Raw genomic sequence first — 11,376 nt, forward strand, 5'->3', positions numbered from 1 at the left:
TAGCCCTGCCTGCCACTTTTGCACCACCCGGGCGAGGCTGCGCCCGGAGGCACGGGCCCGGTAGGCTTTCCGTGTGATCTTCAAGCGCATCGGAAGCGGGCGGCCGTACCCCGACCACGGCAGGGAAACCACCCGGCAGTGGGCGGACGTAGCCCCGCGCCCGGTCCGGCTCGACCAGCTCGTGACGACCAAGGGTCAGCTGGACCTCGAAACGCTGCTCGCCGAGGACTCGACCTTCTACGGCGACCTCTTCGCCCACGTCGTGAAGTGGCGGGGCGACCTGTACCTGGAGGACGGGCTGCACCGCGCCGTGCGCGCGGCGCTCCAGCAGCGCCAGGTCCTGCACGCGCGCGTCCTGGAAATGGACTGATTGCGCCTTTCGGGTCTGCCTTACCCGATCAACAGATCATTTAGTAGGCATCGTTCCGGTACGGCACTACGCTGCGCCCATGAGCATGCTCACTCCCCCCGGCATGGGCGGAAAGTACCGCGTCACGGGAGCTGCCTACCCCCGCATGAGCCGCCCCCGGCGACGCCGGAAGGTCGTGTTCGCCCTGCTCGGATCCGTCCTCGCGCTGGCCCTGCTCGGTTACGGGGCACTCCAGCTCGTCGACGTGTTCCGCGGCAACGGCAAGCACGACGCGGCGGCGGGCACGAACTGCCCCACGGCTTCCGCTTCCCCCGCCAAGGCGGCCAAGGCCAAGGCCGCGAACACCGCGTCCGGCCCCGGCGCGGCCCCGTCCCCCACGCCCGCGGTCGCGCTTCCCCAGCCCGGCCAGATCACGGTCAACATCTACAACGCGACCCCGCGCGGCGGACTCGCCAAGGCGGTCCGCGAGGAGCTGGAGAAACGCGGCTTCAAGGTCGACAAGGTCGGCAACGCCCCGCCGGACTTCGACAAGAAGGTCCCCGGCCCGGGGATACTGGTCGGCTCGCCGCGCACCGACAAGGCGGCGTACTCGGTGCTCGCCGCGCAGCTCGCCGGTGTCACCACCCAGACCGACACCCGTGAGGGCACGGACATCGACCTGATCCTGGGCGACGCCTTCAAGGAACTCAGCCCGAAGGCGGACGCGGACAGGGCGCTGGCCGCTCTGGCCAACCCCGCGCCCGCGCCCGCCGGGAAGTGCTGAGGCGGGCGGACCCGCCGTACGGCTATTCCGCCGAGCCGTACATGCGGTCGCCCGCGTCGCCCAGGCCCGGCACGATGTAGCCGTGCTCGTTGAGCCGCTCGTCCACGGCGGCCGTCACCACCGTCACCGGCGTGCCCGCGAGCTCGCGCTCCATGACCTCGACGCCCTCGGGCGCGGCCAGCAGCACCACGGCGGTCACGTCGTCGGCGCCGCGCTTGATGAGCTCCTGGATCGCGGCGACCAGCGTGCCGCCGGTGGCGAGCATCGGGTCCACGACGTAGACCTGGCGCCCGGAGAGGTCCTCGGGCATGCGCGTCGCGTACGTGGAGGCCTCCAGGGTCTCCTCGTTGCGGACCATGCCCAGGAAGCCCACCTCGGCGGTCGGCAGCAGCCGCACCATGCCGTCGAGCATGCCGAGACCGGCACGCAGGATCGGCACGACCAGCGGGCGCGGGTGGGACAGCTTGACGCCGGTGGTCGGGCCGACCGGGGTCTCGATGTCCGCCTGCTCGGTGCGCACGTCGCGCGTGGCCTCGTACGCGAGGAGCGTCACCAGCTCGTCGGCGAGCCGGCGGAAGGTGGGGGAGTCGGTGCGCTTGTCGCGCAGCGTGGTGAGTTTGTGCGCCACCAAGGGGTGATCGACGACCTGCAAACGCACAACATCCTCCAAGACTCAGCCGGGCTTCGACCTGCGATCTGCGACCTGCGACCCTGCTACCTGCGAAAACGGCCGCCTGTTCGCGACCCACTGGCAAAAGGCTACGCGCTGGGACGACCGCCGCGCGCCTGCGCCCGACCACCGACACGCCCGGGAGCGGCCCGAAGTGCGGCCCCCGGCGACGCCCAGCACGCTGGACTGATGAGCAACGCACCGGTGATCGCGGCCGTCGACGGATCCGACCACAGTCTGCGGGCCCTGGAGTGGGCCCGTACGGCCGCCCTGCGCCACGGCACCGGCCTGCTGGTCGCCCATGTGCTCCCCGACGTCTCCCAGTTGTACGCGGGCCGCCGTTCGGCCCTGCACGACCCGAACGAGCCCGAGGCCTACGCCGACCCGGTGGGCGACTACGTGCGCCGCCTCCTGGAAGCCGCCCCCGAGCTGCCCCGGGAGGTCCGGTACGAGGCCCTGGAGGGCTCGGTCCCCGAAGCCCTGCGGGTCATCGCCGCCGAGAGCGCCCCGATGATGCTCGTGCTGGGCTCCCGCGGCCGCGGCGGGTTCGCCACGCTGCTGCTCGGCTCCAGCAGCAGGGCCGTCGCCACCACCGCGACCTGCCCCGTCGTGGTCGTCCCGCACGCCGACCGGGACGCGCACGCCGCCGGGAGCGAGCCCTCCGCCGGCCGGGTGGTGCTCGGGCTGCACTCCGCCGAGACGCCCGAGGACGTACTGGACTTCGCGTTCGCGGAAGCCGCCGCGCGGGGGACCACCGTCCAGGTGGTCTCGGCGTACGCCCTCCCGCCCGGTCCGCCCATGGTGATCGACGCCCCCTTCCAGGTGGTCCCGCCCGAGGCCCTCGCCGACGGCGGCGACGGCGTCCCCGCCGAACGGGAGATGCTGCGCTCCCAGACGGAGCGCCTCGCCCCGCTGCGGGCCCGCTACCCGGACGTACCCGTCGAACAGGCCGCCGTGCCCGGCGACGCCGCCGGACGGCTGGTGGACGCCTCCCGGTCGGCCGCGCTGGTCGTGGTGGGCCGCCACCACCCGCGCCGGCGGTCCCTGCTGATGGGATCCGTCGCGAACGCCGTCCTCCAGCACGCGCACGGCCCGGTGGCCGTCGTACCGGCCCTGCACGACGGGGAGGATGCCTGACGGGCGGCCCCGGGATCCCTGACCTGGGCCGATCTGCCGACATGTGGCATCAAACGGGCCGACCGGGGGAAGGTGGGACCGGGGGGTCTGCTTCGCGCCGGCGGAGGAGGACGACCGGACCAGCCGTGGATGGTGGCCGATGCCCGACACGCAGCCGAACAACAGCAGCACAGCGAGGGACGGGAGCGACGGGAGCAGCGGGAGAACCGGGACCGGGGCGTACGAGCCGTACGAGGGCCCGGAGACGACGGCACAGCGCAGGGCGCGGCGCGCCCAGTTCCTGCGCGACCTGAACGAGGCCCGGGAACTGCGCGACCGGGTCCAGCCGCGGCGCGCCCGCGCGGCCCGGATGCGCCAGCAGATGCGGATGCGCACATTCCGTTGGTGACCGGCGGGGCGGGCGGCCCGGCGACCGGCGCCGCGACACGGCCGCCGCGCGGAAGACCTCTCGCAAAGCCGCTGTTTCTGCCACGATGCCGATTGGGCGGGGTAAGGACCGGCGAGCGTCACGGCCGTTCCCACCCCATCCTCCGGCCGGGGGGACCTCCAACCGGCACGCCTATGACCAGTGGGAGAGTCACGGTGTATTTCGCCGCACTGCTCGCGCGCACCGAAGACGGGTGGGAAGCGAGCGACCTGGAACTCGACGACGTCGAGTCCCTCAGTGATCTGATCGATCTCGCCCGTTCCGCCGCTGTCGACGACGACACGGTGGTCGCCCTCATCGAGCAGGAGGACGCCTGGTTCGGCGTCATCCGCGTGGACGGGGAGGAGGACCCTCGGTACTACGTGTCGAACGCCTCCGCCGCCGACCGCAGCTCCTACGGATCGATGCTGACCAAAGAGCTCCTGGGCAGGGATGAGGAGGAGGACGATCTCGACGCGCTGGACCTGGACGGAACCGAGGACGGCGAGGAAGAACCCATCGCCGCGTTCACGGACGAGGACGACGACGCGGACGACGGGGTGGGATCCGGCGCCGAGCCGCTCCCGGCCGGTCCGCTCGGCGACCCCCGGCTGCTGGACGACCTCGGCGTCGGCCACAAGGAACTGATGTCCCTCGACGGAGACGCCCTCTCGGAGATCGCCGACGCCCTCGGCGCCACCGAGGTACTGGAGGCCGTCCGCTAGTGATCCCCGTGCACGACACCCCGTACGACCCCGATCCCGTACGGGATCCCTGGCGCGACTCCATGCTCCTGGCGATGGAGGAGGCCGCCCTGGCGGTACCGGCCGGCGACGTGCCGGTCGGTGCCGTCGTGCTCGGCCCGGACGGGGAAATCCTCGCCACCGGGCACAACGAGCGCGAGGCCACCGGCGACCCCACGGCGCACGCCGAGGTACTGGCGCTGCGCCGGGCGGCCTCCCGGCTCGGGGAGTGGCGGCTCACGGGGTGCACCCTGGTGGTGACCCTGGAGCCGTGCGTGATGTGCGCGGGCGCGCTCGTGCAGTCGCGGGTGGCCCGGGTCGTGTACGGCGCGGGGGACGAGAAGGCGGGCGCGGCGGGGTCCCTGTGGGACCTCGTGCGCGACCGCAGGCTCAACCACCGGCCCGAAGTGATCCGCGGGGTGCTGGAGCGGGAGTGCGCGCGGCAGCTGACGGACTTCTTCCGCGAGCTGTGACCGTGATCCGGATACGGATTTCAAACCTGGGCGCTCTTTGGGCTAAGCTCTCTCTCGGTAGCGTGTCCGAGCGGCCGAAGGAGCACGCCTCGAAAGCGTGTGATGGTGCAAGCTATCCGTGGGTTCAAATCCCACCGCTACCGCTCTGAACGAGAGCCCCGCCCCGCAAGGGTCGGGGCTCTCGGCGTTCGCGCGCGTGCTTCCGGGGGACAGCGGCGTGACCGGCCGACCGCTCGGCCGTTGTCACGGCATGAACAAGACCCAGCGCATCCTCGCCGCCATCGCCCTCGCGGGGGCCGCCGCGGGCTTCGCCGCACCCGCCGCCTCCGCCGCGGGCCTCGCCCCCCTCACCCTCCCGGACCTGCCGACGGCCGCACCCGGCATGCCGGCCGGCGCCACGCCGCACTCCGTCCAGGAGATCGGCGCGAAGGTCAGCGAGGGCGCCAACCAGCTCAACCAGCTGATGGAACTGCCGGACAAGCTCGCGCCCGTGATCGCGCCCGTCCAGCCCATCGCCGACCTGGCCGGCGCCGTCCAGTAGCCCGGCAGGTGGCCCGGCAGGTGGCCCGGCACGCGAAGAAGGCCCCGACCGGAGTCGGGACCTTCGACGGGTGGGACGGGGGAAGTGGCATCGGGGGGACAAGCCACTTCCCCCGTAGAGGACGGAACCTGCCAGCCCGAGCCGCAGTCAGGGGGGAAGCTTGCGGCTCGGACCCCGCAGTGAGGTCCTGTCCCTCACCCACCGATTTCCTGCCAGAACCGGTGGGCTCTCCTCAATCCTGCGGCTTCCGCAACCCGACACCCAGCGGCAAAGGGCCCGTACCCCCGGGTCATTGGTCCTTAAAGGACAGGTGAGTGCCACAACTTGACCGGTTAGACTCCACCGACTTCGCAGTACCGGTTGGGGAGGCCGACACCGTTCATGGACACCAAGAAGCTCATCACGGGCGTCCTCACCGTGTTCGTCCTCTTCGTGATCATCACCCAGCCGAAGCGGGCTGCCGAGATGGTGGGAATAGGCTTCCAGGGCATATCGGATGCGGCCTCCGGCATCGGCGAGTTCATCACCGAACTGGTGAACTGAACCCGTACGCTGAAGCGGTTTCCGGACTTCCCGGCCCCCCACTCCGACGGGTGGGGGGTCTTTTGCATTCCCCTACTGCGACCGAATTGCCCAGCTATGCCCAACTTGCCTTCAACACGGCGTTATACGGTGCTTGCACACAGTGCACATCTCTTGTGATGCTATGACCGCTTTTGACGGATAGTTGACTGAAGGGGTGGCGTGACCGTGCCGGCCAGTACTGCGCCTCAGGTGCCACCCCAGCAGGAGCCCCAGGTGCCTCCCCAGCAAGAGTCCCGCCAGGAGCCGCACGAGGAGCCTCCGGCCCCTGGAGGCCCTGGGGGCCCCGTGAGCCCTGTGGCCCCTCAAGGCGCTCCGGCCTCCCCGGTCCCTCAGGGCTCCCCGATCCCCCCGATCTCCCCGAGACCGCAGAGCACCCGCGGCGCCGACACCCGGGCCCTCACCCAGGTCCTCTTCGGGCAGCTGAAGGGGCTCCAGCCGGGCACCAGCGAGCACGACCGGGTGCGCGGGGCCCTGATCGAGGCCAACCTCCCGCTCGTCCGTTACGCGGCCGCCCGCTTCCGCAGCCGCAACGAGCCGATGGAGGACGTCGTCCAGGTCGGCACCATCGGCCTGATCAACGCGATCGACCGCTTCGACCCGGAGCGCGGGGTCCAGTTCCCCACCTTCGCCATGCCGACCGTCGTGGGCGAGATCAAGCGGTACTTCCGGGACAACGTCCGCACCGTCCACGTCCCGCGCCGCCTCCACGAGCTGTGGGTGCAGGTCAACGCCGCCACCGAGGACCTCACCACCCTCCACGGCCGGACCCCGACCACCCCCGAGATCGCCGAGCGGCTGCGGATCGGCGAGGACGAGGTGCTCTCCTGCATCGAGGCCGGCCGGAGCTACCACGCGACCTCGCTCGAAGCCGCCCAGGAGGGCGACGGCATGCCCGGCCTGCTCGACCGGCTCGGCTACGAGGACCCCGAGCTGGCCGGGGTCGAGCACCGCGACCTCGTACGCCACCTGCTGGTCCAGCTGCCCGAGCGCGAGCAGCGGATCCTGCTCCTGCGGTACTACAACAACCTCACGCAGTCGCAGATCAGCGCCGAGCTCGGCGTCTCCCAGATGCACGTGTCGCGGCTGCTCGCGCGGAGCTTCGCCCGTCTGAGATCCGCAAACAGGATCGAGGCCTAACCGGATCGAGTGGAGACGCTCCAGCGTTTCCCTACAGAAACGGCTCATTCCGCTCGGTCGATGGTCTGTCGCTGGAGATACTTGTCGACATGACGCTACAGCGTGTTGCCGACATGTGACATTCTGCTGGAACCGCGTTTGCCGCAGCCCCGCCTCCGGTATTCAGGTGGAGGCTGCGTTCCTCCGACGGGCGCGCAGAGAACGCGACCGTCCGCGACCTCAAGGGGGTGGCATGTCCGTAGACCAGGGCAGCTCCAAGGTGCTCACGCTCGTCAAGCGTGAGGCGCCGGCAGTGTCCGACCGCTCGGAAGCCATCGACACCCGCACCCTCTCCCGCTCCCTCTTCCAGCGACTCGCCGCCCTGGACGCGGACAGCCCGGACCGAACGTACGTACGCGACACCCTGATCGAGCTGAACCTGCCGCTGGTGCGTTACGCGGCGGCCCGGTTCCGCAGCCGCAACGAGCCGATGGAAGACATCGTCCAGGTCGGCACGATCGGCCTGATCAAGGCGATCGACCGGTTCGACTGCGAACGCGGGGTCGAGTTCCCGACGTTCGCGATGCCGACCGTCGTGGGCGAGATCAAACGATTCTTTCGAGACACTTCCTGGTCCGTCCGCGTCCCGCGCCGGCTCCAGGAACTGCGCCTGGCGCTGACCAAGGCCAGCGACGAGCTCGCCCAGAAGCTGGACCGGTCCCCGACCGTGCCGGAGCTGGCCGCCGTGCTCGGGGTCTCCGAGGAGGAGGTCGTCGACGGGCTCGCCGTCGGCAACGCCTACACCGCCTCCTCGCTCGACTCGCCCTCTCCGGAGGACGAGGGCGGGGAGGGCTCGCTCGCGGACCGCCTCGGCTACGAGGACACCGCGCTCGAAGGCGTCGAGTACCGCGAATCGCTCAAGCCGCTGCTCGCCAAACTCCCGCCCCGGGAACGGCAGATCATCATGCTGCGCTTCTTCGCGAACATGACCCAGTCGCAGATCGGCGAGGAGGTCGGCATCTCCCAGATGCACGTCTCCCGGCTGCTGACGCGCACCCTCGCGCAGCTGCGCGTGGGCCTGATCGGGGAGTGAACCGGGGCTGAGCGGAAGCCGCGGGGTTCCCATTTGACGTAGCGTCAGGAAAACTGGCGCGATGCGAACGGGATCCCGCGCGGCGCTCGCCCTCGCCCTGTGCTGCTGCACGGCCGCCGCCGCCCTCACCGGATGCGGCGGACCGGCCCGGGACGGCTACGTCGCGGTGGGCGCGGCCGGACCCGGCCCCGAACGGGGCGCGGGGGAGAACGTGGCGCCCCAGGGGCGGGTCGAGTTCCAGGCCCTGCCCCCGGCGGCGTCGGCCTCCACGTCTTCTACGTCGCCCGGCGCATCCGGGTCCCAGCCCGGCGGCGGCTCCGCCCAGGGCGGAGGGACGGCCACCGCCCCCGGCGGCTCCGCCGCGCCCTCCGGCACCCCACCGACCGCGGGCACCCCGACCACCCCGGGCACCCCCGGGGGCGCGGGCACGGGCTCCGGCAGCTCGGGCACGGGCGGCTCCGGCGGCTCGGGCTCCGGCACTCCGGGCACTCCGACCCCGCCCGGCACGCCCTCCGCTCCCGGCACGAAGCCGGGCACCCCGCCGCCCCCGCCCGCCACCCCGGCCCGGCTCGCGCTCGGCGCACCGGTCCGCGCGGCGGCGTCCGACCGCTGGTGCGAGCGCGTCACGGTGACTTTCACCAACACCGGCGGGACCGCCGCCCGTTCGGGCACGGTCACCTTCGCGACCCACATCATCGGCGCGCTCGGCATCGACTGGGCCACGATCACCACCAGCCGGCCGCTGCCCGCCCCGATCGCGGGCGGCACGTCGAAGACCCAGGCCTACACGGTCTGCGTGGAGTCCTGGCGGGTCCCCCTCGGCATGCGCGTGGAGACCCGCGACGTCACGGCGACCTGGAGCTGACGACAGGGCCTAGCCCAGCACCAGCCACACCGCCACGCCGATCACGACCAGCCCGAGGCCCACGGCCAGCCACAGGCCCGCCTTGGAGCCGGACTCCTTCGGGCGCCGCCGCGCGCCGGGGACGGGCGGCGTGCGGGCCGGCTCGGCCTCCTCCACGAACGCCCGGAACATCTGTGTGCTGCCCGCGGGGTCGTAGGTGCCCTCGGGGTCAGGTGAGTTGTGGTTCGCAGCCATGGCTCAGGACCCTAACGGGTTTTCCGATTCCTTTACCGCGGAACCCCCCGGATTCATTTGCCTGTAGCAACCAATCGCTTCTATGGTTGCCCGAAGCAACGAGATGGGGGGCAGTCCGGTGATCACGCGGACGACGCAGAGCACCACCCGGTACGCGGAGCTGGCCCGCCAGCTCACCGGCATCGGCGCGGTCAAGCGCGACCTGGCCCGGATCCTGCCCCCGGACTGCCCGCCCGGCGCGGCCGCCGTCCTCACCGTGCTCGACCGGCACGGCGAGATGCGGCTGAGCCGGCTCACCGAGTTCATGGCGGTCGATATCTCGGTGTCGAGCCGGCACGTCGCCCACCTGGCCGCGCGCGGCTGGATCGAGCGGGAGACCGACCCGGGCGACGGCCGCTGCCGGATCCTGCGCCTCACGGAGGCGGGCCGCGCGGTGCTCACCGAGCTCGGCGCCCGCTACACGGACGCGCTGGAGAAGGCGCTCGCCGACTGGTCGTCCGAAGACATCGACGCACTCAACACCCTGCTGGCCCGACTCCGATCGAGCTTCTAGACGTAAGGAAAAACATGGCGACGACCACACCCCACGGTGTGCGGGGAGGCGGCCGGTCGGAAACCACGTCCGACGGCGCACCCATGACCCACGCCCAGATCATGAAGGCGCTGTCCGGGCTCATGCTCGGCATGTTCGTGGCGATCCTGTCCTCGACGATCGTCTCGAACGCCCTGCCCAAGATCATCAGCGACCTCGGCGGCACCCAGTCCTCCTACACCTGGGTCGTCACCGCCGCCCTGCTGTCGATGACGGCCGCGACCCCCCTCTGGGGCAAGCTGTCCGACCTCTTCAGCAAGAAGCTGCTCGTCCAGATATCCCTGGTCATCTACGTCCTCGGCTCCGTGGTCGCGGGCCTGTCCCAGAACACCGGCACGCTCATCGCCTGCCGCGTCGTCCAGGGCATCGGCGTCGGCGGCCTCTCCGCCCTCGCCCAGATCGTGATGGCCGCGATGATCTCCCCGCGCGAGCGCGGCCGCTACAGCGGCTACCTCGGCGCGGTCTTCGCCGTCGGCACCGTCGGCGGCCCGCTCCTCGGCGGCGTCATCACCGACACCGACTGGCTCGGCTGGCGCTGGTGCTTCTACGTCGGCGTGCCGTTCGCGATCATCGCCCTGATCGTGCTCCAGCGGACCCTGCACCTCCCGGTCGTGCGCCGGGACGTCAAGGTGGACTGGCTCGGCGCCTTCCTGATCAGCGGCGCCGTGTCCCTGCTGCTGATCTGGGTCACCCAGGCCGGCACCTCGTACGACTGGATCTCCTGGCAGACCTGGGCGATGACCGGCGGCGCCGTGGCGCTCGGCCTGCTCTTCGTCCTCGTCGAGTCCCGCGCGAGCGACCCGATCATCCCGCTGCGCCTCTTCCGCAACAAGACCATCAGCCTGGCCTCGGCCGCCTCGCTCTTCGTCGGCATCGCGATGTTCTCCGGCACGGTGTTCTTCAGCCAGTACTTCCAGCTGGCCCGGGGCGAGTCCCCCACCATGTCGGGCATCCTCACCATCCCGATGATCGGCGGCCTCTTCGTCTCCTCGACGGTCTCCGGCCAGGTCATCACCAAGACCGGCAAGTGGAAGGCCTGGCTGGTCTCCGGCGGCGTCCTGCTGACCGCCGGACTCGGACTGCTGGGCACCCTGCGCTACGACACCGCGTACTGGCACATCGCGATCTTCATGGCGCTGACCGGCCTCGGCCTCGGCATGATGATGCAGAACCTGGTCCTCGCCACGCAGAACCAGGTGGCCCCCGAGGACCTCGGCGCCGCCAGCTCGGTCGTCACCTTCTTCCGCTCGCTCGGCGGCGCGGTCGGCGTCTCCGCGCTCGGCGCGGTCATGGCCAACCGGGTCACCCACTACGTCAAGGACGGCCTGGCCGAGCTCGGCCCGAAGGCCGCCGCGATGGGCCACGGCGGCACCGCCGGGGGCGGGATCCCCGACCTCGACAAGCTGCCCGCGCCGTTCCGCACGGTCATCGAGTCCGCGTACGGGCACGGCGTCGGCGACGTCTTCCTCTACGCGGCCCCGTTCGCGCTGCTCGGACTGGTGCTGGTGGTCTTCATCAAGGAGGTCGCCCTGAAGTCGAGGCCGTCCGCCCACGCCCCGGCCGCCGAAGGCTCCACGCAGGCCCCTGCCCCCGCCGGGGCCGCTGCCGCGGTCAAGGCCCCGTAGGGCCGAAAGGACGAGGAGGGGGCCCGCCCGGCGCGGGTCCACCGGCCCTGGACGGATGACTTTCAGCCCGGCCGGCCCCTCGCACGGATCGCGCATCCTGGGACGCGGGTGCGGCGGCCGCACCCCCACGACACCAGTCACCGGCGCCGACATCAGGGCGAAA

The 11,376-nt window shown here is 71.5% G+C and carries 15 protein-coding genes and 1 tRNA gene; 14 read left to right on the forward strand and 2 right to left on the reverse strand.

What is annotated here, in order from left to right; all coding sequences use genetic code 11:
• Positions 1-73: 73 nt before the first annotated feature.
• The gene (locus ACFV0Q_RS04150) at positions 74-370 is read left to right on the forward strand and encodes a type II toxin-antitoxin system VapB family antitoxin (protein ID WP_030010424.1); all 297 of its coding nucleotides are present in this window, start codon (positions 74-76) and stop codon (positions 368-370) included.
• Positions 371-449: 79 nt separating this feature from the next.
• Complete coding sequence (locus ACFV0Q_RS04155) at positions 450-1,133, forward strand: LytR C-terminal domain-containing protein (RefSeq protein ID WP_385000152.1); 684 nt, start codon at positions 450-452, stop codon at positions 1,131-1,133.
• Positions 1,134-1,155: 22 nt separating this feature from the next.
• Here the strand turns inward: ACFV0Q_RS04155 and upp are convergent, their stop codons facing one another.
• Positions 1,156-1,791, reverse strand: coding sequence for a uracil phosphoribosyltransferase (gene upp, locus ACFV0Q_RS04160; RefSeq protein WP_214353071.1), 636 nt, complete (start codon positions 1,789-1,791; stop codon positions 1,156-1,158).
• Between the two features lie 201 nt (positions 1,792-1,992).
• On the opposite strand from upp, the gene ACFV0Q_RS04165 reads away from it, so the two are divergent.
• From ACFV0Q_RS04165 to ACFV0Q_RS04210, 10 genes are all read left to right on the forward strand, one after another.
• Complete coding sequence (locus tag ACFV0Q_RS04165; protein ID WP_385000155.1) at positions 1,993-2,940, forward strand: universal stress protein; 948 nt, start codon at positions 1,993-1,995, stop codon at positions 2,938-2,940.
• Between the two features lie 139 nt (positions 2,941-3,079).
• On the forward strand, positions 3,080-3,328 hold the full coding sequence (locus ACFV0Q_RS04170) for a hypothetical protein (protein WP_385000158.1): 249 nt from the start codon (positions 3,080-3,082) through the stop codon (positions 3,326-3,328).
• Positions 3,329-3,522: 194 nt separating this feature from the next.
• Positions 3,523-4,071, forward strand: coding sequence for a hypothetical protein (locus ACFV0Q_RS04175; RefSeq protein WP_385000161.1), 549 nt, complete (start codon positions 3,523-3,525; stop codon positions 4,069-4,071).
• A 62-nt stretch (positions 4,072-4,133) separates the two neighbouring features.
• The gene (tadA, locus tag ACFV0Q_RS04180) at positions 4,134-4,562 is read left to right on the forward strand and encodes a tRNA adenosine(34) deaminase TadA (RefSeq protein ID WP_385000265.1); all 429 of its coding nucleotides are present in this window, start codon (positions 4,134-4,136) and stop codon (positions 4,560-4,562) included.
• A gap of 56 nt (positions 4,563-4,618) precedes the next feature.
• Positions 4,619-4,705: transfer RNA gene (locus ACFV0Q_RS04185), tRNA-Ser, on the forward strand.
• Between the two features lie 107 nt (positions 4,706-4,812).
• Positions 4,813-5,103 carry a hypothetical protein gene (locus ACFV0Q_RS04190; RefSeq protein WP_385000164.1) on the forward strand — a complete coding sequence of 97 codons (291 nt, stop codon included), beginning with the start codon at positions 4,813-4,815 and terminating at the stop codon, positions 5,101-5,103.
• A 381-nt stretch (positions 5,104-5,484) separates the two neighbouring features.
• Complete coding sequence (locus ACFV0Q_RS04195) at positions 5,485-5,646, forward strand: hypothetical protein (protein ID WP_164720920.1); 162 nt, start codon at positions 5,485-5,487, stop codon at positions 5,644-5,646.
• Positions 5,647-5,853: 207 nt separating this feature from the next.
• The gene (locus ACFV0Q_RS04200; protein ID WP_385000167.1) at positions 5,854-6,825 is read left to right on the forward strand and encodes an RNA polymerase sigma factor SigF; all 972 of its coding nucleotides are present in this window, start codon (positions 5,854-5,856) and stop codon (positions 6,823-6,825) included.
• Between the two features lie 232 nt (positions 6,826-7,057).
• On the forward strand, positions 7,058-7,897 hold the full coding sequence (locus tag ACFV0Q_RS04205) for an RNA polymerase sigma factor SigF (protein WP_385000170.1): 840 nt from the start codon (positions 7,058-7,060) through the stop codon (positions 7,895-7,897).
• A gap of 61 nt (positions 7,898-7,958) precedes the next feature.
• A complete protein-coding gene (locus ACFV0Q_RS04210) occupies positions 7,959-8,762 on the forward strand; it encodes a hypothetical protein (RefSeq protein WP_385000173.1) in 804 nt (267 codons plus the stop codon).
• A 9-nt stretch (positions 8,763-8,771) separates the two neighbouring features.
• On the opposite strand, the gene ACFV0Q_RS04215 is transcribed toward ACFV0Q_RS04210, so the two are convergent.
• Entirely contained in the window at positions 8,772-8,996 is a 225-nt protein-coding gene (locus ACFV0Q_RS04215) for a hypothetical protein (RefSeq protein WP_385000176.1), read from the reverse strand.
• Positions 8,997-9,099: 103 nt separating this feature from the next.
• Here ACFV0Q_RS04215 and ACFV0Q_RS04220 point away from each other — a divergent pair, with 103 nt between their 5' ends.
• Complete coding sequence (locus ACFV0Q_RS04220; RefSeq protein ID WP_385000268.1) at positions 9,100-9,549, forward strand: MarR family winged helix-turn-helix transcriptional regulator; 450 nt, start codon at positions 9,100-9,102, stop codon at positions 9,547-9,549.
• 14 nt (positions 9,550-9,563) lie between these two features.
• Positions 9,564-11,213, forward strand: a complete 1,650-nt coding sequence (locus ACFV0Q_RS04225) for an MDR family MFS transporter (RefSeq protein ID WP_385000178.1) — start codon at positions 9,564-9,566, stop codon at positions 11,211-11,213.
• The last annotated feature ends 163 nt before the right edge of the window (positions 11,214-11,376 follow it).

Source organism: Streptomyces sp. NPDC059564 (assembly GCF_042735575.1).
In the GTDB taxonomy this organism is placed as follows: Bacteria; Actinomycetota; Actinomycetes; order Streptomycetales; family Streptomycetaceae; genus Streptomyces.

Coding starts and splice junctions, on each gene's coding strand:
- ACFV0Q_RS04155 (WP_385000152.1), top strand. CDS start 450: ATGAGCATGCTCACTCCCCCCGGCATGGGCGGAAAGTACCGCGTCACG.
- ACFV0Q_RS04165 (WP_385000155.1), top strand. CDS start 1,993: ATGAGCAACGCACCGGTGATCGCGGCCGTCGACGGATCCGACCACAGT.
- ACFV0Q_RS04170 (WP_385000158.1), top strand. CDS start 3,080: ATGCCCGACACGCAGCCGAACAACAGCAGCACAGCGAGGGACGGGAGC.
- tadA (WP_385000265.1), top strand. CDS start 4,134: ATGCTCCTGGCGATGGAGGAGGCCGCCCTGGCGGTACCGGCCGGCGAC.
- ACFV0Q_RS04190 (WP_385000164.1), top strand. CDS start 4,813: ATGAACAAGACCCAGCGCATCCTCGCCGCCATCGCCCTCGCGGGGGCC.
- ACFV0Q_RS04195 (WP_164720920.1), top strand. CDS start 5,485: ATGGACACCAAGAAGCTCATCACGGGCGTCCTCACCGTGTTCGTCCTC.
- ACFV0Q_RS04205 (WP_385000170.1), top strand. CDS start 7,058: ATGTCCGTAGACCAGGGCAGCTCCAAGGTGCTCACGCTCGTCAAGCGT.
- ACFV0Q_RS04210 (WP_385000173.1), top strand. CDS start 7,959: ATGCGAACGGGATCCCGCGCGGCGCTCGCCCTCGCCCTGTGCTGCTGC.
- ACFV0Q_RS04215 (WP_385000176.1), bottom strand. CDS start 8,996: ATGGCTGCGAACCACAACTCACCTGACCCCGAGGGCACCTACGACCCC.
- ACFV0Q_RS04220 (WP_385000268.1), top strand. CDS start 9,100: ATGGGGGGCAGTCCGGTGATCACGCGGACGACGCAGAGCACCACCCGG.
- ACFV0Q_RS04225 (WP_385000178.1), top strand. CDS start 9,564: ATGGCGACGACCACACCCCACGGTGTGCGGGGAGGCGGCCGGTCGGAA.